Here is a 22,075-nt window from a genome sequence, read left to right as displayed (position 1 = left end):
GGCGTGGTCAGTGCGGGGTTGATCACGCGGTGCCGCGCATACTGGAGTTCGCCAACTCTGGACCTCTGGGGGGATCGGCGTGATGCCGGGATTTGGTATGGGGAATTTAGCCGACAAACTGCGGTCCGCCATCACCGATGACCTGATCAAGACTACCGTCCGTTTTTTCGACAAGAATGAGCACGTCTACAACTGGGGCGATCAGGACGATTGTGTCTACCTGGTGGAGCGGGGTCGGGTGAAGGCGACCAGGTTCTCCGAGGGCGGCAAGCAGTGCCTGCTGAGCATCCACGGACCGGGTGACGTGTTCGGCGAGTTGTGCCTCATTTCCGAGTCGCGCGCGGAAACCACCACGGCCATGACGGTGGTGGTCGCGCGCGAGATCCCGTGCCTGGCCTTCCGGTCCCTGCTGGCCCACGAGGGCCTGTCCGAGGCGTTGTTCGGGCACTTGGCGGGCAGGCTGGCCGAGCAGCAGCAGATGATCACGTACCTGGTCACGATGGACTGCAAGCAACGGCTGGCGGCCGTGATGCTGCACCTCGGCCGCAAGCTGGGTCGACGGTGTCCGGCCGGGCTGCGGTTGGAGGAGAAGATCACCCACGAGGAGCTGTCCGCGATGGTGGGCACGACCCGCTCGCGCGTCGGCTACTTCCTGAAGTCGTTCCACGAGGAAGGTCTCATCCGCCGCGGCCACGACGGCACGGTGATCATCGAGGAGGAGGGCCTGAGCGCGCGGGTCGCCGCGTGGCAGGGGCAGCTGACCCCGAAGGGCGTGGCCGCCGCCCCCTGAGTCGGTGCGCAAGCTTGAGCAGACCGGCGTCATCCCCCGTGGTTACGGTGCCGCGCACTCGGCAGTCGACGCGGGGGTAGCGCCACTGATGACCACCATGTCCGGACACCCCACCGACGAGGGACCGCTCGTGGACGGCACGGTCGACCGGGTGGTCCGGGTGGTGCTCGGCCACGTTGCCGACGACGCCCACTCCGACGACGCCCACTCCGACGACGACGCCCGCCCCGGCGCCGGCACCCGGTTGGTGGACCTGGGGTTGTCGTCGCTGGCGACCGCACGGCTGCTGATCGAGCTGGAGACCGAGTTCGACCGGGAGGTGGCGCACGCCGACCTGGCGGGGTGCGAGACGGTGGGCGACCTGGCCGGGCTGGTCGGGCACGCGACGCGGGCGGGCGCGAGTCCGGTGGCGGCCGATCCCTCCGCACGGCACGAGCCGTTCCCGCTCACGCCGATCCAGGAGGCGTACTTGGTCGGCAAGTACGTCGAGCTGGGCCCGGACGCGATCGGGTGCCACCACTACCGCGAGTTCGTGGTGCCCGACCTCGACGCGGACCGGCTGGTCGCGGCGTGGCGCCGGCTCGTCGGTCACCACGCCGCGCTGCGGCTGGTGGTCGGGGACGGCTCCGCGCAGCGGGTGCGACCGGACGTGCCGGAGCAGGTCGCGGTGGTCCACGACGGACCCTTGGACGTGCTGGGAACGCAGGTGCGCCAACGGCTCTCGCACCGCCGGTACGCGCCGGGGGAGTACCCGCCGTTCGCGGTGGAGGTCGTGCGCGACCGCGGCGCCGGGTCGGTGCACGTGAGCTTCGACGGCACGGTGATCGACGGGCACGGCATGGAGCGGGTGTTCGGCCAGTGGTGGCGGCTCTACCAGGAGCCCGAGGCCGGGATGTCGGGTCGGGCGACGGCCGGTCGGGCGACGGCGGGTCGGGCGGTGGCGGGGCAGGAGGTGGCGGGGCAGGAGGTGGCGGGGCAGGAGGTGGCGGGCCGGGAGGTGCCGGAGCAGGCGTTGTCCGTGCGGGACTGCGTGGTCGCGCTCGCCGGACGCCGGAGCGGTCCGCGCCGCGACGCCGACCTCGCCTACTGGCGGGAACGGCTGCCCGAGGTGCCGCCCGGTCCGGAGATCGTGGCAGGTCCGGAAGGAGCGGCGGACAAGCCGTCCCCGCCGCTGGAAGGGCTCGGGTGCCACCTCCGCACACCGCGCACCGGGTTCCTCGACCCCGCGCGGTGGCGGGCGTTGCGGCGGCGCGCGGCGGCGCTGGGCGTGTCGCCGTCCTCGCTCGTGCTCACGGTGTTCTGCGAGGTGTTGACCACCTCGCCGCGGCCGTGGTCGCTCGTGCTGACGACCACCGACCGGATGCGGCTGGACCGCGTGGCGGCCGAGGTCGTCGGCCCGTTCACGTCGACCTGCCTGCTGGTGGTCGAGGACGTGGACCGGCCGCGCCCGGAGCTGGCCGCCGCGCTGCACCGCCAGGTGTGGGACGCGTGGGCGCACAACTCGGTGTCCGGTGTGGAGGTGGTGCGCGAGCTGCGCCGTGCCGGTGTCGCGGTCCCGGAGCTGCCGGTCGTGTTCACCGGCATGCTCGACGTCGGGGAACCCGACGCGGGCAGCCTGCTCGACCACCTCGTGCACGCGGTCGGCCAGACCTCCGGGGTCGCGCTGGACCACGTGATGTGGGAACGCGGCGGCGGCCTGCACTTCCGCTGGGACGCCGTCGACGCGTCGTTCCCGCCCGGCGCGGTGGAGGCGCTGTTCAGCCGGTTCACCGCCGCGATCCAGGCCGCCTGTGACGACGGCGCCCCGGCGGTCGACGTCGGGCTGAACGAGCTCCAGCAGGCCTACCACGTGGCCAGGGCGTCGGGTCGGACCGCCGGGTGCCAGGTCTACCAGAGCTTCCACGTCGCCGAGCTCGACGTCGGCCGGCTGGAACGGGCCTGGCTCGACCTGGTGGAGGAGCACGAGGTGCTGCGCACCGTCGTGGACCATGACGGCCGGACCGCCGTGCTGCCCCACGCGCCGCCGGGGTGGCGGGTCCCGGTCGTGGCGTCCGAAGCGGACCGGGCGGTCGCCCGCGACGTGGCCGACCGGCCGTTCCGGTTCGGACGCGCGCCGCACGCGGACCTGAGGGTGAGCCGCGCGGCCGGGGGGTCGGGCACGGTGCACCTGGCGATCGACCTCCTCGTGGCCGACGCGCCGAGCGCGCTCGCGCTGGGACGCGACCTCCTGCGCCGGTACGGCGATCCGGGCGCGGTGACCGTCCCGCCCGCCGCGCCGCGCCGGTCCGCGGTGGATCCCGCGCACCGGGAGCACTGGCGCGCCCGGCTGGCGGACCTCCCGCCCGGACCGTTCACCCCGGCCGAGCCCGGTCCGACGACCCGCACCCGGTTCGCGGTCGACTCGGCGGTGGTGCGGCGGTGGGCGGCGCGGCACGACGTGACGGTGGACGCGGCGCTGCTGGCCGCGTTCTGCGACGCCCTGGCCCACGCCTTCGAGCCGCCGTTCACGGTGCCGGTGGTGCGCTGGGCGGCGGGTCGCGAGGCGCACCGACCGGGCGAGCAGACCGCGCTGAGCTGGGTGCGGGTGGACGACCGGGACGTGACGTTGCCCGACCGGGCGCGCCGGCTCGCGGCTCTGCTCGCCGAGGACGCGGGCGCCGACGGCGCGAGCGGGCTGGCCGAGCTGCGGGTCACCGTGCTGCGGGAACGCCGACGCGGCCGGCCGTTCGCGCTGCCGGTGGTGTTCACCAGCGTGCTGGACGTGTCGGGGCAGCCGCTCCCGCCGGGCGTCACGGCCGGGCCGTGGCACACCACCACGTCGGACGTGTCGCTGGACTGCGTGGCGATCGACGACGGCGACACCCTCGACATCGCGTGGGACGTGGCGCCCGTGCCGGGGTCGGCCGAGGTGCTCGACGCCGCCTTCGCGCGGTTCCGCGCCGCGGTCGTGGGCTTCGCCGACCCGCCGGCCGAGCGGGCGCGTCCCGACCGGCTCGACGAGGCCGAACGGCGCAAGGTGCTGTACGAGTGGAACCGGACCGCGACGCCGTACCCGGCGGACGGCCCGGTGCACCTGCTGCTGGAGGAGCAGGCGCGGCGCAGACCGGGCGCGGTCGCGCTGCGGTGGCGTGGCGGCACCGCCACCTACCGCGAGGTCAACCAGTGGGCCAACACCATCGCGCACCGCCTGCGTGCCGAGGGCGTCACGGCCGAGACGACGGTCGCCGTCGCGACCCGTCGCGGCCCGGAGCTGGTGGCGTCGGTGTTCGGCGTGCTCAAGGCGGGCGGCGCGTACCTGCCGCTGTCGCCGACCCTGCCGCGCGACCGCGCGCTGGAGATGCTGGAACGCACCTCCGCGCGGGTCGTGCTGACGACGGCCGGCGCACCGGAGTGGTTGTCCGACGCCCGGGTGGTCGAGGTCGACCGGCTGCTCGCGGACGCCGTCGACGACCCGGGCGACCCGGAACCGGTGACCGGCCCCGACAACACCGCCTACTTCATCTTCACCTCGGGCAGCACCGGGCGGCCCAAGTGCGTCGCGGTCGCGCACCGGCCGCTGTGGAACCTGTTCCACTGGTGCTACCGGACGTTCGGCTTCGGGCCCGACGACGTGGGGCTCGGCGTCACGTCGCTGGGGTTCGACCTGTCGGTGTTCGACCTCCTCGGGCTGCTCGGCCGGGGCGCGGGCCTGTACGTCGCCGACGAGCGGGAGCAGCGGGACCCCGAGCTGCTGGCCGACGTGCTGGCCGAGCAGCCGATCACGTTCTGGAACTCCGCGCCGACCTCGTTGACGACGCTGCTGCCGTCACTGCGCGACCGCACGGGCATCGACCTGCGGTTGGTGTTCCTCAGCGGCGACTACACGCCGCTCGGCACGCCCGCAGACCTGTGGGCGGTGTCGCCGGGGGCGCGCCTGGTCAGCCTGGGCGGCGCGACCGAGGCCACCGTGTGGTCCAACTGGTTCCCGGTCGAGCGGGTCGACCCGGAGTGGCGCAGCATCCCGTACGGCCGGCCGATCGACAACGCGCGGTACTACGTCCTCGACGACGGGATGCGGCCCTGCCCGGTCGGGGAGGAGGGCGACCTCTACATCGCGGGCGACTGCCTCAGCCTCGGCTACCACGGCGATCCGGGACTGACCGCGCACGCCTTCCCGCCGGACCCGTTCACCGACCGTCCGGGCGAGCGGATGTACCGCACCGGCGACCGGGCCGCGTTCCGGCCGGACGGCGTGATCGTCTTCCTGGGACGCCGCGACGGCCAGGTGAAGATCCGCGGCTTCCGGGTGGAGCTGGGCGAGGTCGAGCACCGGATGCGTGAGCACCCCGCCGTGCGGGAGGCCGTGGTGCTGGCCCGCGAGGACGGCGGCGGCGACCGCAGGCTGGTCGCGTACCTCCAGGCCGAGCCCGGTGTCGTGCGGCCGTCGGTGGCGGAGCTACGCGCGTTCACGGCGGAGCGGTTGCCGGACCACATGGTGCCGAACTTCGCCGCGTTCGTGCCGTCGTTCCCCGCCACGGCCAACGGCAAGCTGGACCGCGACGCCCTGCCGTGGCCGCTGGAGCAGGCCGTGCCGGTCGCGTCGGACGACGACCTGACCGCCGAGATCGCGGCGCTGGTCGCGGAGTACCTCGGTGTGCCCGAGGTGGACCCGGCACGCGACCTCTGGGACCAGGGCGCCACGTCGTTCACGATGGTGCGGCTGTCGGCCGCGTTGCGCGAGCGGCACGGGGTGCGGGTGCAGGTGTCCGCGTTGCTGGCGGACCCGAGCGTGCGGGGCATCGCGGGCCACCTGGCGCGGGAGCGGCCGGCCCCGGCGGTCGAGGTGGACTTCTTCTCTCCCGACGACCGTGCGGCGTTCAAGGAGGGTGCGGCACACCTGCGCCCGGCCGCGCCCGACGAGCCGGTGACGCCGTTGGGGCACGACGTGCCGCCGGTCGAGGCCTACCGGGACCGCGCGACCCGACGGGACTTCACCGGAGCACCCGTCCCGCTCGACGTGCTGGCCGCGTTGCTGCGGGTGTTGAGGTCGCGCGAGGTGGACGGCAAGCGCCGACACCTCTACGCGTCGGCGGGGGACACCTACAGCGTGCAGGTCTACGCGCACGTGCGGCCGGGCGGCGTGACGGGGCTCGAACCGGGCATCTACTACTACCGGCCGGATGAGCACGTGTTGCAGCGGGTGAGTGGTGGGTCGATCGGGGCCGGGGCGCACTTCCGGTACAACCGCGAGGTCTTCGACCGGTCCGGGTTCGAGCTGTACCTGATCTCGGAGCCGCGCGGCGTCGAACCGCTGTACGGCGAGGAGTCGGGGCTGTACCTGACGTTGGAGGCCGGGTACGTCGGCCAGCTGCTGATGACGGCGCGGGCGGACCTGCCGCTGGGCCTGTGCCCGATCGGCGCGATGGCGTTCGACCAGGTGCGCGAGCACTTCCGGCTGCACCCCGGCCAGCGCCTGCTGCACTCGTTCCTCGGCGGCACGGTGGACCGGCCCGCCGCCACGCACACCGCCGCGCCGACCGCCGACAAGGCCACCGAGCCGACCGCCGACGAGACCGTCGCGCCGGCCGCCGACGAGACCGTCGCGCCCGCCGCCGACCGGGCCGCCGGGCCGATCGCCGACAGAGCCGCTGCGCTGACCGCCGACAAGACCGTCCCGCCGGCCCCCGGGCTCGTATCGGCTACCGCGCGGGCGGATGCGATCGCCGCCCGGCCCGCGGTGCGGTCGTCCGGCGAGCGCGGGCGGACCGCCGACGTGGCGGTCGTCGGAATCGCCGGGCGGTACCCGGGCGCCGACGACGTGTCCGCGTTCTGGCGCAACCTCCGCGCCGGCCGCCGGTCGGTCGGCCCGGTGCCCGGTGGCCGCACCGCCGCCCTGGGTGACGGACTCAGGCCACCGCACGGTGGGTTCCTCACCGACATCGAGACCTTCGACGGGTTGCCCTTCCGGATCTCGCCCAAGGAAGCCCACTCGCTCGACCCGCAACTGCGGACGCTGCTGCCGGTCGCGTGGCAGGCGCTGGAGGACGCGGGCCTGGCCGCGCGGCCGGGTCCGCGGGTCGGCGTGTACGTCGCGGTGATGTGGCACGACTACCGGCACGTCGGGGAGGCGCGGTGGCGGTCAGGTGACCCGGCGCTGGTCTCGGCGGCGGCGTCGGACCTCCCGGCACGCCTCGCGCACGCCTTCGACCTGCGCGGACCCGGCCTGGTGGTGGACACCTCCTGCTCGTCGTCGCTGACCGCCGTGCACCTGGCCGTGTCGGGCCTGCGCACGGGCGAGTGCGACGCCGCGCTGGTGTGCGGCGTCAACCTGATCACCCACCCGTACCACCTGGCGGTGCTGCGCGACCTCGGGCTGTCCGCCGCCACGCCCGCGGACGGTGCGTTCGCCGCCGACGGCACCGGCTGGTCGCCCGGCGAAGGCGTCGGCGCGGTCGTGCTGCGCCCGCTGACCGACGCGCACGAGGACGGCGACGTCGTGCACGGCGTCATCGACGCCACCGGCACCGGCGGCACGGGCAACCGCGGCCGCTTCGGCGTGCCGGCCGCCGCCGCGCTCGCCGAGTCGATCGCCGAATCGCTGCGGCGGCACGGCTTGCGCGGCCGGGACGTCGGTTACGCGGAGACCGGCGCGTCGGGCGCGGCGATGGCGGACGCGGCCGAGCTGGAGGGTCTGCTCGCCGCGCTGAGGTCCGACGGCGGCGGCCCGCTCGCCGTCGGCACGGTCAAGCCGAACGTCGGGCACGCGGAAGCGGCCTCCGGCATGGCTCAGCTGACCAAGGCGTTGCTCCAACTGCGCCACGGAGTGCTCGCCCCGACGCTGGTGAGCGCGCGCCGCACACCGTTGGTCGACTGGAACGACCCGCGGCTGGACCTGGTGGCCTCGCCGCGTCCGGCCACACCCGACCGGGTGCTCGTGCACTCGGTCGGCGCCGCCGGTTCCCACGCCCACGTCGTGCTGAGCTCCGGGAACCACCGATGACCGGCCGGTGGGTGAAGCCGACCCCGGAGGCGGCCGACGCGCCGCTGCGCCTGTTCTGCTTCCCCCACGCGGGCGGCGGCGGCGCGTTCTTCCGGGCTTGGCGCGACCGGCTCCGCCCGCGGGTCGAGGTCTGCCCGGTCGTGCTGCCGGGCCGGGAGTTCCGCATCGACGAGACGCCCTACCGGCGGATGGAGGACCTGATCGGCCCGCTGTGCGACGGTCTCCGGCCGCACCTGGGCCGGCCCTACGCGTTGTTCGGGCACAGCATGGGCGCGCTGGTCGCCTACGAGGTCGCACGTCGGTTCACCGCCGAGGGACGCGCCCCGGTGCGGCTGGTCGTGTCCGGGCGCCGCGCCCCGCACGTGGCCGCCCTCCGCAGACCTCTCGCGGACATCCCGGACGACGACCTGGTGACGGCCGTGAGCCGCCTCGGCGGCACGCCGGACGTGCTGCTGGAGGAGCGGGGCCTGTGGCGGCTGCTCCTGCCCTGCCTGCGGGCGGACTTCGCCGTGGACGAGGGGTACCGGCCGGCCGACGGCCCGCGGCTGGGCTGCCCGGTGTCGGCGTTCACCGGCGACCGCGACCCGGAGGTCGAACCCGCGCAGGCCGACCTGTGGCGGGTCACCACCGACGGCGGGTTCCGCCTGCACGTCCACCCGGGCGACCACTTCTACCTGACCGGGCTGCCGGACGCGGTGCGCGACGACCTGGTGGCCGACCTCGGAGGGGACCACGCATGGCACTCGGCATCGAAGCCCTGAACTGCTACGTCGGCCGGGCCTGCGTCGGGGTCGAGGACGTGTTCCGGGAACGCGGCCTGGACGTCGCCCGGCTGGGCAACCTGATGATGACCCGCAAGTCGGTGAACCTGCCGTGCGAGGACGCGGTGACCAACGCGGTGAACGCCGCCCGCCCCCTGCTCGACGCGATGGACGAGCGCGACCGGGCCGACATCGAGCTGCTGGTCGTCGGCACCGAGTCGGGCGTGGACCTGAGCAAGCCGATCAGCACCTACGTGCACCACCACCTCGGGCTGGGACCGCGGTGCCGTTCGTTCGAGGTCAAGCACGCCTGCTACGGCGGCACGGCGGCGCTGCACGCGGCGGCGGGCATCATCGCCAACTCGCCCGTGCCGTCCGCCAAGGCGCTGGTGATCGCGGCCGACGCGGCGGGACCGGCGTCGCGCGGCACGTACTGGGAGCCGTCGGAGGGCGCGGGCGCGGTGGCCATGGTGGTGGGCCGGGACTGCGAGGTGCTCGAACTCGACGTGGGCGCGAGCGGCCTGCACACGTTCGAGGTGATGGACACCCTGCGCCCCAGCGCCGACGTGACCGTGGTGGACTCGGACCTGTCGCTGCTGTCCTACCTGGCCTGCCTGGAGCACAGCTTCGCCGCGTACCGGGAGCGGGTCGTCGGTGCCGACGTCGTGGACACGTTCGACCACCTGGTGTTCCACACGCCGTTCGCCGGCATGGTCAAGGGTGCGCACCGCACGTTGCTGCGCAAGCAGGGCGCCCTGGCGAAGGTGGACGCGGAAGCCGACTTCGGGCGCCGGGTGGCGCCGTCGGTCGAGTACGCCACCCTGGTCGGCAACCTGTTCTCGGCGTCGCTGTACCTCGCGCTCGCGTCGTTGCTGGACCACGTCCCGATCCGGGCTCCCGCGCGGATCGGCCTGTTCTCCTACGGATCCGGCTGCGCCTCGGAGTTCTTCAGCGGTGTCCTCGGACCGGGCGCGGCACGGGCGGTGGGCCGGTTCGGGATCGGCGACCGGATCGCCTCGCGCCGCGTGCTCGACATGGCCGAGTACGACCGGGTGGTCGCCCTCGGCGGCGACCGCGGCCACGGCGTGGCGGACCACGTGGTCGACACCACCCCGTACACCGAGCTGTACGGCGAGCTGTTCGAGGGCGCCGGGCTGCTGGTGCTCGACCGCATCGACCGCTACCACCGCGCCTACCGGTGGAGCTGACGGTGGGCGCCGTCGAAGTCGAGTGGGCCGCACCGGTCCTGACCGTCACGCTCGCCCGCCCGGACCGGGGCAACACCGTGGACGGCACGTTCATCGCCAACCTGCACGCGGCGCTGGACGAGGCCGAGGAACGCCCCGACTGCCGGCTCGTGGTGCTGCGCGCGCGGGGCCCGGTGTTCTCGGCGGGCATGGACGTGGTCGAGGCAGCTCGCGAGGACGCGTCCGGCGGTGACTCCGCCGACCGGGGTGCGGCGTTCTTCGAGCTGCTGCACCGCTTCACGACCGTGCCGCGCCTGGTCGTGTGCTGTGTGGACGGTCGGGCGTCCGGCGGTGGGGTGGGGTTGGTGGCGGCCTGCGACCTCGTGCACAGCACCGAGCGGAGCGTGTTCAGCCTGCCCGAGGCGATGTGGGGGCTGCTCCCGTTCAGCGTGCTGCCGTTCCTGGTGCGGCGGGTCGGGTTCCAGCCCGCGTACGCCATGACGGTGACGACCCTGCCGGTGACGGCCGCCGAGGCCGTGCGGAGCAGGCTGGTGGACGACCTGTCGCCGGACCCGGCCGTGCTGGTGCGCAAGGTGACGGCGCGGCTGGCCAAGGTCGACGGCACGGTGGTCGGCGACGCGAAGCGCTACTTCGCCGCGCTGCACCCGATCACCGAGGAGACCAAGCGGCACGCGGTGGCCGAGTTCGACCGGCTGGCGGGCGCGCCGCGGACCCGCGAGCGCTTCGCCCGCTTCGCGGCGACCGGGCGTTACCCCTGGGAGTGAACGGCGGCCGGGTGATCCGCGGCTGGAGGCACAGGTGGGGGCTCAGGACTGAGCAGACGGGTCGGGCGGGCGTGCGTACGTTCTGCCCGAACGCGTGAAGGAGGCGGGATGCAGTCGACCGGAGGCCCGGTGAACCCGACCGTCGTCCTCGTGTCCGCGGGTGACGCCGAGCGGTTGGCGCGCTACGCCGAGGCGCACCTCGACCACGTGCTCGACCTGGACGACGACGATCCGGACGAGCTGCTGCCCGGCCTGGCGTGGACCACGCAGACGGCGCGAACGGCCATGGCGCACCGGCTGGCGGTGGTGTGCGCGAGCCTGGACGACCTGCGGGCCGGGCTCGCGGCGTTCCTCGCCGGCCGGTCGGACCCGAGGGTCCACACCGGTCACGCGGACGGCGACGCGCCCGGCGCGGTGCCGACGACCGCGGCGGAGGCGGCCGAGCTGTGGGTCCGCGGGCACGACGTGCCCTGGCGCGAGCACTGGCGACGGCGGCCGGTGCGGCAACCGCTGCCCGCCTACCCGTTCCACCTGCCCGAACCGGTCCACGACGAGGTGCTGGAACGCCTCACCGCCCACTACCGCGAGGTGTCCGGCATCCCCGCGGACCGGCTCGACCCGCACACGCCGTTCGAGGAGTACGGGCTGACCTCGTTGCAGATCACCGAGCTGAACGCGGCGCTGGAACGGGACTTAGGCGTGTCCGACCGCGCGCTGTTCTTCCGGCACCGCACGCTCGCCGGGGTCGCGGGCGAACTGGCCGGAGCCGGTGTCCGAGGCCTGCACCGCCCGACCCCGATGCCAACGACCCCGGTGCCAATGACCCCGGTATCACCGAACCTGGTGCCGCAGGCCCCGGCGCCATCGACCCTGATACCGCAGGCCTCGACACCACCGACACCACCGCCGCCCGCCGTTGCGGGTGGCGGTGCGATGGCGATCGTCGGCATCGCGGGCCGCTACCCCCACGCGCCGGACCTCGACGCCTTCTGGACCAACCTGGTCGAGGGCCGTGACTGCGTCGGCGCGCTGCCACCGCAACGGCACCGCCCCGGCTGGCCGGTCGACCGGATGGTCGGCGGCTTCCTCGACGGCGTCGACGAGTTCGACCCGCTGGTGTTCGGCATCACCCCGCGCGACGCGGCCCTCATGGACCCGCAGGAACGCCTGTTCCTCCAGGCCTGCTGGGAGGCGCTCGACGACGCGGGCCTCACCCGGGAGCGGATGCGGGGGTCGCGGGTCGGTGTCTTCGCCGGGGCGATGTACTCCGACTACCAGTTCTTCGGCGTCGAGGAGACGGCGCGCGGCAACCCGTCCTACAGCGGCGGCGGCATCGGGCACATCGCGAACCGGGTGTCGTTCTTCTTCGACCTCGACGGCCCCAGCCTGACCGTGGACACGATGTGCGCCTCGACGTCCACCGCGCTGCACCTGGCGGTGCGCGCCCTCCGCCAGGGCGAGTGCGAGGTGGCCGTGGTGGGCGCGGTCAACCTCTCGTTGCACCCCAACAAGTTCCTGGAGCAGAGCGGTATGTCGCTCACCTCCGGTACGGGTCGGTGCCGCGCCTTCGGCGAGGGCGGTGACGGGTTCGTGCCGAGCGAAGGCGTCGGCGCGCTCGTGCTCAGGCCGCTGGCCGAGGCGCTGGCCGGCCGGGACCGCGTCCGCGCGGTGGTGCGGGGCACGGCGGTCGCGCACGCGGGCCGCACCAACGGCTACCTCGTGCCCGACCCGGTCGCGCAGAGCGAGGTGATCCGGCGGGCGCTGGACGACGCGGGTCTGACACCGGACGACATCGACTGCGTGGAGGCGCACGGCACCGGCACCGCGCTGGGCGACCCGATCGAGGTCGACGGCCTGACCAGGGTGTTCGGCGGACGGGCGGCGGGCGGTATCCCGATCGGCTCGGTGAAGTCGGTCATCGGGCACGCCGAGGCGGCCGCCGGCATGGCGTCGTTGACGAAGGTCCTGCTCCAGTTCGAGCACCGCACCCTCGCACCGACCCTGCACGTCGACCGGCTCAACCCCGATGTCGACTGGGCCGCCTCCCCGTTCGCGGTGCAGCGGCACGCCGCGCCGTGGCCGGACCCGGGGCGGCCGCGGCGGGCCGGGATCAGCTCGTTCGGCGCGGGCGGTGCGATCACGCACGTGGTGGTCGAGGAAGCGCCACCGCGCACCACGGGCCCGGGCACGGGCAGGCCGCAGCTCGTCGTGCTGTCGGCGTACAACGAGGAGCGGTTGCGCGAGGTGGCCGGCCGGCTGGTCGACGGGCTGCCCGCCGACGCCGCCGTCGACGACATCGCGTGGACGCTCCAGGTCGGGCGGGCCCACCTGAAGGAACGGCTGGCGTTCGTGGCCGCCGACCGGGAGGGGTTGCGGGCGCGGCTCCGGGCGTTCCTAGCCGGTGACGCGGGTGTCGGCGTGCGGGGCCGGGCCGAGGCGGCCAGGTCGGCGGTGCGACTGCCGACCTCGGACCTGGACGTGCTGGCCCGACACTGGGTGGCGGGCGGCTCGGTCGACTGGCCCGCGCTGCACCCCGAGCCCCGGTGGGTCGTGTCGTTGCCGTCCTACCCGTTCGCGCGGATGCGTTGCCACTTCGAGGGGACGACCGCCGGTGCGGCGCCCACCGGGGTCGAACTGATGGCACGGCGGTGGCTGGAGGCCGGTCCCGTCCCGTCGGGTGACGCACCGGTCGACGGGACGGTCCTGTGCCTGCACCGGCCCGGGACCGCGAGCCTGGCCGCGCGGATCGCGCGGGACGCCCCGAACGTCGTCCCGGTCGCCGAGCACGACCTCGCTGCACACGACCCCACCGGGCAGGACCCGGCTCGACACGCCGACCTCTTGGCCCGCCACCCGCGGATCACCGGGTGGCTCGACCTGACCGACCTGGACCGGACCGAGGACGACCCGGACTCCACCGGGCGGCGGCTCGCCCTGCTCCGCGCCGTCGTGGCGAAGGGCCGCACCACCGGGTTGCGCGTCCTCGCCGTCACCCGCGGCCTCCAGGACCTCGACGGCGTGCCGGCGGTCACGGCGGGCGCGCGGATGGCCGGGTTCCTGCGGGTGCTCGGCGCGGAGCACGCGAAGGTCGTCGCCACCGTGCTGGACACCGACGTGCCGCCCGAGCGGGTGGGGGAGTTCCTGTCCGCCCTGTGGGGCGAGTGGCACGAGCCCGCGGCGACGGCCGAGGTGTGCCACCGCGCCGGACTGCGCCACCGGCCCGTGCTGCGGTCGGTCGCCGCCCGGCACGAGCCGCTGACGGTCGCGCCGGAGCTGACCTACGTGGTGACCGGCGGTACCCGCGGGCTCGGCGCACGGGTCGCGGCGCACCTGGTCGAGCGCGGAGCGCGCCGGATCGCGTTGCTCGGCCGCCACCCGCTGCCGCCCGAGCACGACTGGGACGACCCGCTCGACCCGGTGACCGCCGAGCGCGTGCGCACCGTGCGCGACCTGCGCCGGGCCGGTGCGCGCGTCGAGGTGCACGCGGGTGCTCTGACCGATCGCGTGGAGCTCCGGTCGTTCCTGGACCGCGTGCGTCGTGAGCTGGGCCCGATCGGCGGCGTCGTGCACTGCGCGGGCGGACTGGCGGACCGGCCGGCGGCGTTCACCAGCGGCACCCCGGAGTCCGTTTCGGAGCGGGCCGCGCCGAAGGTGGACGCGGTCGAACACCTGCTGGACCTGACCTCGGACGACGAGTTGGCGTTCTTCCTGACGTTCTCGTCGGCGTCCGCGCTGGTGCCGGGGCTGGCGGTCGGTGTGTCCGAGTACGCGGCGGCCAACGCGGCGATGGACCTCGTCGTCGCCCGGCACGCGCGGTCGGGCAAGCCGTGGTTGCGGTCGGTGGCCTGGCCGATGTGGCGGGACAGCGGGTCGGGGCGCGGTGGACCGAACGTCGGCGACCGGGTCGGCCTCGGGTCGTTGACCGACGCCCGGGCGCTGCACGCGATGGAACAGGTCTTGGCCACGCCGTGGAGCGGTGTGGTGCTGCCGGTCGAGCCGCTCTCCGGTGACCTGGACGTGACGTCGTTGCTGGACGCCAACTCGGCGCCCGTTCCGCCGGCAGCCGTCCCGCCCGTCCCAGCCGAGTCGGACCGGGTGGTGGCGCGGCTGGTGTCGCTGTTCGCGCCGGCACTGGGCATCGCGGAGTCGGACTTCGACGCCGACGCGGACTTCCAGGACATCGGCGTGGACTCGGTGGTGCTGGTCGAGCTGCTGGGACTGCTGGAACGCGAGGCCGGGCGCAGCCTGCCGCCATCGGTGCTGATGGAGTTCCCGAGCGTGACCGGCCTCGCCCGTCACCTGACCGAGGCAGGCATTTCCCTCGCGGACCCGACCTCCGTTGCGCCGACACCAGTCGCACCGACACCAGTCGCACCAGCCCCCGTTGCGTCGGCCCCCGTTGCGTCGGTCCTCGTTCCGCCGCGGCCCGTCGTGGCGGGTGGAACGACCGCGCGCGGCCGGGGCGGGGGCGACAACCGGATCGCGATCATCGGCATGGCCGGCCGGTTCCCGGGTGCGCCGGACGTCGCGACGTTCTGGCGCAACCTCGTGACCGGGCGGTCCGCGATCGGCGAGGTCCCGCGAGACCGCTGGGACGTCGAGCGGCTGTACGACCCGGAGCCCCGGCTCGGCCGCAGCGTCGGCAGGTGGGGCGGGTTCGTCGACGGGCTGGCCGACTTCGACCCGGAGCCGTTCGGCCTCACCGACGAGGAGGCCGCGGCGATGGACCCCGGCGTCCGCCTGATCCTCGAATCCACCTGGGACTGCCTGCACGACGGCGGCTACACCCGCGACGAGGTGTGGGGTCGGCGGGTCGCCGTCGTGGTCGGCGGGCGCACCTCCTCCTACGGCCAGCGGGCCGGGCTGAAACCGAACGTGCTGCAGTCCGACCAGAACTTCCTCGCCGCGCAGGTGGCGCACCGCTTCCACCTCACCGGGCCCAACCTCGTGGTGGACAGCGCGTGCTCCTCGGCGCTGGTGAGCGTCCAGGTGGCCGCGCGGATGCTGCTCGCGGGCGACGCGGAGATGGCCGTCGCGGGAGGCGTGGAGGTCCTGCTGGACGAGCAGACCTACCTGGAGTTCAGCGCGGCGGGTGCGCTGTCGCCGACCGGCGTGTGCCGACCGATGGACGAGCGCGCCGACGGCATCGTGCCCGGCGAGGGCGCTGGCGTCGTGCTGCTCAAGCCGTTGGCGAAGGCCCTGGCGGACGGTGACCGCGTGCACGCCGTCATCGAGGCGGTCGCGGTGAACAACGACGGCCACACGCTCGGCGTCACGACACCGAGCGTCACCGCCCAGGCCGACGTCATCCGGTCGGCGCTGCGGGCCACCGGTCGTGACGCCGGGGAGGTCGGCCTGGTCGAGGCGCACGGCACGGCGACCGCGATCGGCGACCCGATCGAGCTCCAGGCCCTCACCCGGGTCTACCGGGAGAGCACCGACCGCACCGGTTCCTGCGCGATCGGCAGCGTCAAGTCCAACGTGGGCCACCTGCTGTGCGCGGCAGGCCTCGCGGGTCTGGTCAAGGTGGCGCTCGCGGTGGAGCACGGCCGCATCCCGGCGACCCTGTCCTGCGAGCGGCCCAACCCCAGGTTCGACTTCGGGCGGTCGCCGTTCCGGCCGGTGACCACGACGACGGACTGGCCCGTGCCACCGGAGGCGCGGGTCGCGGCGCTGAGCTCGTTCGGCTTGGGTGGCACCAACGCGCACGTGATCGTCAGCGGTCTGCCGGACAACGCGCGCTCCGGGCAGACCCGCGCACCCCTGCCGGCCCCGGTCTACCGGCGGCGCAGGCTGTGGCTGGACCGGCCGGACGACGTGCGCGCACCCGCCGTCACGCCCGGTGCCCGGACCGGGCTGCTGGAACTCCGGTTCGTCGACGCGGCGCCGGGCGGTCCGGGGAGCGGGCGATGAGGGCCTGGACGTTCCCCGGCCAGGGTTCGCAGCGCAAGGGGATGGGCGCGGAGCTGTTCGACCGGTTCCCGGACGAGGTCGCGGTCGCCGACGACGTGCTCGGTCTGTCGGTGCGGGAGCTGTGCCTGGAGGACCCGCGGCGCGGGCTGGCCGACACCCGGTGGGCGCAACCGGCGATCTTCGTGGTCAACGCGCTCGCCCACCGGGCCTTGGCCGACAGCGAGCCCGCGCCCGACTACCTGGCCGGGCACAGCCTCGGTGAGTACAACGCCCTGCTCGCCGCCGGGTGCTTCGACTTCGCGACCGGCCTGCGGCTGGTGCGGCGGCGCGCCGAGCTGATGGCCGAGGCGGTGGGCGGTGGGATGGCCGCCCTCGTCGGGCTCGACCCCGACGAGGTAACCGCCGTGCTGCGGCGGTCCGGGCTGGACGACCGGGTGGAGATCGCCAACGAGAACTCGGCGACCCAGGTGGTCGTCTCCGGTGACGCCGAGGCGGTCGTGGCGGTGCGGCGGGCGGTCCGCGAACTGCCGGGTGCCCGCTGCCTGCCGCTCAACGTCAGCGGTGCGTTCCACTCGCGGCACATGGCGGAGGCGGCGCGGCGGTTCGGCGACCACCTGGCCGGGGTGGAGTTCCGCGACCCGGTGGTGCCGGTGATCGCCAACGCGACCGCCGAGCCGTACCCGGCGGGCGGCGTGGCGCGGTTGCTGGCGAGGCAGGTCGACAGTCGCGTGCTGTGGCGGCGGTCGATGCGCGAACTGGTCCGGCGCGGCGTGACCGAGGTGCGGGAGGTCGGTGGCACCACCGTGCTCGACCCGTTCTGGCGGTCGGCGCTGGAGGAGGGCGCGATCACCGGCACCACGACCGGTGATGCGGGAACGCGCGGGAACGGTGCGGCGCTCGGCGGCGGCGCAGACTGGAACGAGGCGCACGGGAACGACCGGCTGGTCGCTGCGACGCTGCCCGGCCGGCCGAGGGTTTCGGGCGCGGCGGGCCTCGCGGGGATGTCGGGCTTGCCTGGCGTGGCGGATCCGCCGGACGTACTGGGCGTGCCGGGCTCGCTCGCGTGCGACACCGACCCGGGTGCCGCCGCGCTGGGCAGCGCCCGCTTCCGGTCGGAGTTCGGCGTCCGGTACGCGTACCTGGCCGGGTCGATGTTCCGCGGGATCTCCTCGGTCGAGTTGGTCTCCCGCATGGGTGCCGCCGGGCTGATGGGCTACTTCGGGTCGGGCGGGCTGGGCCTGGCCGAGGTCGAGCGCGCCGTGCGACGACTCGCCGGCACACCGGGCCTGCCCTTCGGCGTCAACCTGCTGCACGACCTGACCGATCCCGCCGGCGAGGAAGCGCTGGTGGACGTGTTGCTGCGCAACGACGTGCGGTTCGTCGAGGCCGCGGCGTTCACCGCCGTCACCCCGGCGGTCGTGCGGTTCCGGTTCTCCGGCGCGCACCGCCGGCCGGACGGCACGCCGGTCGCGGTCCGGCGCGTGCTGGCCAAGGTGTCCCGGCCGGAGGTGGCGGCGGCGTTCATGGCCCCTCCGCCCGCCGACCTGCTGCGCGGCCTGGTCGACCGGGGCGCGTTGACCCGGGCGGAGGCGGACGTGGCGCGGCGCCTGCCGGTGGCGGGCGAGGTCTGCGCCGAAGCCGACTCGGGCGGCCACACCGACGGGGCGGTGGCGTTCACGCTGGTCCCGTCGCTGGTCCGGGCACGCGACCGCGCGGTCGCCGAGCACGGGTACCCCGACGGCGTCCACCTCGGCGCGTCCGGCGGCCTGGGCGCACCGGAGGCGGTCGCCGCGGCGTTCGTGCTCGGCGCCGACTTCGTGGTGACCGGCTCGGTCAACCAGTGCTCGCCGGAGGCGGGCACCTCCGACACCGTCAAGGACCTGCTGTCCACCCTGGACGTCCAGGACACCGCCTACGCCCCGGCGGGCGACCTGTTCGAGCTCGGGTCGAAGGTGCAGGTGGTCCGCAAGGGCACGCTGTTCGCGGCCCGCGCCAACCGGCTCTACCAGCTCTACCGGCAGCACGCGGGCCTGGAGGAGCTGGACCCGCGGACCCGTGCGGCGCTGGAGCGCGACCACTTCCGTGCACCCCTGGACGAGGTCTGGGCGCGGACCCGCCGGCACTACCTGGACACCGGCCGCGCGCACCAGGTCGAGCGCGCCGAACGGGACCCGAAGCACCGGATGGCGTTGGTGTTCAAAGCCTACTTCGCCCGCACCAGCCGCCTCGCCGCCGCGGGCGACGAGGCGGAGCGGGTCAACTTCCAGGTCCACTGCGGCCCGGCGATCGGCGCGTTCAACCGGTTCGTGGCCGGCACGCCGTTGCAGGACTGGCGAGCGCGCCACGTCGAGCTCATCGCCGAGCGGCTGATGGCAGGAGCGGCCCGCGTGTTGCGGGAACGACGCGCGGCGCCCACCGACGCCGCGCCCAGACCGGTGGAGGAGTACCAGTGACCGGAGCAGGTATCGGCGTACCGGGAGTGCTTCCCGCGATCCACCAGCTCGACCGGCCGACGGACCGGGTGCTGCACTCGGGCAACTGCGGTGTCCTGGTGCAGCGCTCGGCCCAGATCGCCGCCGGCCGGGGCGACGAGGCCCGCCGCCTGGCCCGCGAGGCGGCGGAGCACGTCAACCGGCGGGACGACCTGGCGACCGTGTTCGTCTACGAGGAGACGTTCGGCGTCAAGGACCGCGTGCACTGGCTGATCCACCTCAGATCCCTGGAGGACTACGAAGCGGTGGTCCGCGTCGGCGGCGCGCCGGACCTGCGGGACGGGGTCCTCGGCGGCTACGTCGCCCATCGGCAGCCGGTGGAGTGGGGTAGCGCCTTCGTGCCCGGCAGCGTCGAGGAGCGCGTGCTGCTGCCCCACCGGTGGGGCATGTTCGGGACGGCGACCGACGTGATGGCCGCCGACCCGTCACTGAGCCCGCTCAAGGCCGGCTCGCCGGTGCCGTGGTTCGACGTGCTGCCCGCCGCGCACCAGACCGCGCAGGATCCCGAGTGCGTCCTGACCACCGCCACGGCGGGCGTGGTCATGCACCGCGTGATCGACTTCAGCTACGAGTTCCGCGCCGAGGCACGGCTGTTCGCCCGGACCGTCGCGGAGAACATGAACCTCAACGCCACCGGCCACGCCACCGCGCTGGTGTTCGAGGAGCTGTTCGGCCCGATGGAGCGCCTGCACTTCTTCATCCACATGAAGCGGCTGAGCACCATGTACGTGCTCATGGGCATCGACGCGCGGACCGACCCCGACGCGCCGCGCGCCGCCTACCTGCGGGACTGGGTGTCGCCGGAGCGGGGCGCGGGCGGGTGGGACCGCATGATCCGCGACGGAGGCTGCCGGGACCACGCGCTGACCCCACAGCAGTGGAGCTGATTCGGCCGAGTCGCCCGGCAGCGGTGGACGTGACCCGGCCAGGTCGCCCGGACGGCCCCGGCGATGGGCGATCCGCGGCACGGACTGGGCACCGTGCCGGGCGCGTGTCCGGCACGGCGCGGTCAGCCCGCTCCCGGGACGATGACCGGCCACCGGACCTCGCCCCGGTCGGCGGGCGTGGCGTCGGGGTCGCGCACGAAGTCGGCGATCAGGTCGGCGACCAGCCCCGGCCGGTCGTGCTGCGCGTAGTGGCCCGCCAGCGCCAGTTCGGCGTAACGGGCGCGCGGGAACAGCCCCGCGGCACGCATGGCCCGCCGCGGCGACGAGACGGCGTCCCGCTCGGCGCCGATGAACAGCACCGGCACGTCGACCCGCGGCGCGTCGGACGCGGTGTCGACCGCCCACAGCTCGCGCAGCTGCCGCGCGTACCGGACCAGGGCCTCGGGCGTGCGGAACGGTCGCAGCACCTCGTCCCGCAGCACGGTGCTGAGCACGTCCAGCGGTGCCGCCCCGGCTCCGGCACCGCCACCGCCGAAGAGACCGACGAGGCGGTCGGCCTTGCCCGGGTCGTCGGCCACGGCGCGCACCACGAGGTCGAGGTTGCGCTCGTAGCCCAGGTCCAGCTCCGCCCACCGGCCGTCCTGCCGGAACGCCCCGTTGAGGAACACCGCCGACGCGACCGACCCGGGGTGCCGGCGCTGGTACGCCGTGGCGATCTTGGCGCCCGCGCACCAGCCGACCAGGTGGACGCGGCCCCCACCTGCGTGCGCGATGACGTCGTCGAGGTCGTCGAGGTGGCCGTCCAGGTCACGCGGCCGGTCGCCCGCCTCGACGCCGAGCAGCCGCCACGTCACCACCCGGTGCCGTTCCCGCAGCCGGTCGAGCAGCCGCGCCAGCAGGTCGAGGCCTTGGCCCAGCGCGTTCACCACGACCAGCGTCGGCCCGTCGTCGCCCGCCCCGGACACGGTGAGGTCGTCGTCTCCGCGCGCCACGGTGGTGGTCCGCAGCCACCGGTCGGGCCGGGCGGCCCGGTCCCGCGCCGACCGCAGCTCCCGGTCCTGCGCCTCGCGCACCGCGTCGACCAGCGCGCGCAACTCGTTGCGCGGCAACGGACCCGTGCCGTGGGCCGGGACGGTGGCGAGCCCGTCCAGCCGCAGCGCCAGCAGGCGGTCCACGTCGGTCGGCTCGCCCGTCGGGGTGCACGTCACGCCGTAGCCGGCCGCGACCGCCGGCCACAGCTCGGCCAACGGGGTCGGCTCGGGCACCGGCACGGCGTGGAAGCCCTCGCCGGTCGTCCCGGCCAGGTCGGCGACGTCACCGGCGCGGACCACCGGCAGCCCGCCACCGCCCGTGCCCACGACCAGCGGGACGTCGCGGAAGTGGTCGGGCAGCCGGTCCCGCACCTCGGCCAGCACGGAGTGCACGGCGTCGAGCAGGTGGTGCGGACCCGGTGGCGTCTCGCCCAACGCGACCGCCCAGGGGTCGACCACCGGCGGCACGCGGACCACCCGCCACGCCACCCCGGCCGACAGCGCGCCCTCCACGGCCTCCCGGTCCAGCGCCGGGTGCCCGTGCGGGCCGACGTGGACCAGCCTGGTTGCGCCCAGACCGGGCAACGCGGCCGTCACCGCCCTGAGCACGGCCGGGTGCGGTCGCAACGCCACGCACCACACCTCGTCGGCCGGTGGGCCGGTCAGCGCGTCGGACAACCGCGCCCGGTCCACCACCTCACAGCTCAGCTCACCCCACCGGGCGGCGTCGCCGCCGAGCGTGGCGGCCGTGGCCGAGACGAAGTCCCGCAACGTCGTGGCCGAGCCGCGCAGCGCCAGCAGCCGCACGTCGGCCGTGCGCAGGCAGCGCGCCGCGAAGTGGCCCGCCAGCACGGGCGAGGCGCCGACGATCAGCACGCGGGGCAATCCGTCCTCCTCTGCGGACCTCCGCATGATGGCGTCGGCGGCGGCGCGGGTGCTGCTCAAGAGTGCGCAGCCCGACCGCGAACACCCCGCTAGCGTCCGGCGTCGTGGACCAGCCCTGGGACGAGACCTTCGAGGAAGTGGTGCGGGCGGCGCTCGTCGAGTACCCGCCGGACGCGCCGCTGGAGCCGGGCACGCCGCTGCCCGCGCACGGCGTCGACTCGATCGCGATGGTCGGCCTGGCGATGGTGTTGGAGAGCTCGTACGGCGTCACCTTCCCGGCCCGGGCGCTGGTGCCCGCCACGTTCGCCACGGCGGGCGCGCTGTGGGACGCCGTGCGGACCGCGAACTGAGGATCGGGGGCGGCA

Annotated in this window: 10 protein-coding genes; 9 read left to right on the top strand and 1 reads right to left on the bottom strand. The window is 74.7% G+C overall.

Annotated elements, in window-relative coordinates; translation table 11 throughout:
* Nucleotides 1-97 precede the first annotated feature (97 nt).
* From AB0K14_RS21675 to AB0K14_RS21640, 8 genes are all read left to right on the top strand, one after another.
* Complete coding sequence (locus tag AB0K14_RS21675) at nt 98-790, top strand: Crp/Fnr family transcriptional regulator (RefSeq protein WP_360461561.1); 693 nt, start codon at nt 98-100, stop codon at nt 788-790.
* A gap of 88 nt (nt 791-878) precedes the next feature.
* Nucleotides 879-7,769 (top strand): amino acid adenylation domain-containing protein, encoded by a 6,891-nt coding sequence (locus AB0K14_RS21670; RefSeq protein WP_360461564.1) that lies wholly within the window; start codon nt 879-881, stop codon nt 7,767-7,769.
* Nucleotides 7,766-8,530: an alpha/beta fold hydrolase gene (locus AB0K14_RS21665; protein WP_360461567.1), complete on the top strand. Its 765-nt coding sequence runs from the start codon at nt 7,766-7,768 to the stop codon at nt 8,528-8,530. Before AB0K14_RS21670 ends, AB0K14_RS21665 begins: the two co-directional genes overlap by 4 nt.
* Nucleotides 8,506-9,738 carry a hydroxymethylglutaryl-CoA synthase gene (locus AB0K14_RS21660; protein WP_360461570.1) on the top strand — a complete coding sequence of 411 codons (1,233 nt, stop codon included), beginning with the start codon at nt 8,506-8,508 and terminating at the stop codon, nt 9,736-9,738. Before AB0K14_RS21665 ends, AB0K14_RS21660 begins: the two co-directional genes overlap by 25 nt.
* Nucleotides 9,739-9,740: 2 nt before the next feature.
* Nucleotides 9,741-10,502, top strand: a complete 762-nt coding sequence (locus AB0K14_RS21655; protein ID WP_360461573.1) for an enoyl-CoA hydratase-related protein — start codon at nt 9,741-9,743, stop codon at nt 10,500-10,502.
* Nucleotides 10,503-10,610: 108 nt separating this feature from the next.
* Nucleotides 10,611-16,415, top strand: a complete 5,805-nt coding sequence (locus AB0K14_RS21650) for a beta-ketoacyl synthase N-terminal-like domain-containing protein (protein ID WP_360461576.1) — start codon at nt 10,611-10,613, stop codon at nt 16,413-16,415.
* On the top strand, nt 16,412-18,868 hold the full coding sequence (fabD, locus tag AB0K14_RS21645; protein ID WP_360461579.1) for an ACP S-malonyltransferase: 2,457 nt from the start codon (nt 16,412-16,414) through the stop codon (nt 18,866-18,868). Before AB0K14_RS21650 ends, fabD begins: the two co-directional genes overlap by 4 nt.
* Entirely contained in the window at nt 18,865-19,794 is a 930-nt protein-coding gene (locus AB0K14_RS21640; RefSeq protein WP_360461582.1) for a DUF6039 family protein, read from the top strand. The genes fabD and AB0K14_RS21640 overlap by 4 nt, the downstream gene beginning before the upstream one ends.
* Nucleotides 19,795-19,916: 122 nt before the next feature.
* Here the strand turns inward: AB0K14_RS21640 and AB0K14_RS21635 are convergent, their stop codons facing one another.
* Nucleotides 19,917-21,770 (bottom strand): alpha/beta hydrolase, encoded by a 1,854-nt coding sequence (locus tag AB0K14_RS21635; RefSeq protein ID WP_360461585.1) that lies wholly within the window; start codon nt 21,768-21,770, stop codon nt 19,917-19,919.
* A gap of 44 nt (nt 21,771-21,814) precedes the next feature.
* On the opposite strand from AB0K14_RS21635, the gene AB0K14_RS21630 reads away from it, so the two are divergent.
* Complete coding sequence (locus tag AB0K14_RS21630; RefSeq protein ID WP_360461588.1) at nt 21,815-22,060, top strand: acyl carrier protein; 246 nt, start codon at nt 21,815-21,817, stop codon at nt 22,058-22,060.
* The last annotated feature ends 15 nt before the right edge of the window (nt 22,061-22,075 follow it).

The sequence above is a fragment of the Actinosynnema sp. NPDC050801 genome (assembly GCF_040673975.1).
Lineage (GTDB): Bacteria > Actinomycetota > Actinomycetes > Mycobacteriales > Pseudonocardiaceae > Actinosynnema.
The sequence above is the reverse complement of the archived record's forward strand: the minus strand, read 5'-3'. Positions and strand labels throughout refer to the sequence as shown.

Bases quoted from the DNA above. Each gene is read 5' to 3' on its own strand.
- AB0K14_RS21670 (WP_360461564.1), top strand. From the start codon at position 879: ATGACCACCATGTCCGGACACCCCACCGACGAGGGACCGCTCGTGGAC.
- fabD (WP_360461579.1), top strand. From the start codon at position 16,412: ATGAGGGCCTGGACGTTCCCCGGCCAGGGTTCGCAGCGCAAGGGGATG.
- AB0K14_RS21675 (WP_360461561.1), top strand. From the start codon at position 98: ATGGGGAATTTAGCCGACAAACTGCGGTCCGCCATCACCGATGACCTG.
- AB0K14_RS21660 (WP_360461570.1), top strand. From the start codon at position 8,506: ATGGCACTCGGCATCGAAGCCCTGAACTGCTACGTCGGCCGGGCCTGC.
- AB0K14_RS21650 (WP_360461576.1), top strand. From the start codon at position 10,611: ATGCAGTCGACCGGAGGCCCGGTGAACCCGACCGTCGTCCTCGTGTCC.
- AB0K14_RS21665 (WP_360461567.1), top strand. From the start codon at position 7,766: ATGACCGGCCGGTGGGTGAAGCCGACCCCGGAGGCGGCCGACGCGCCG.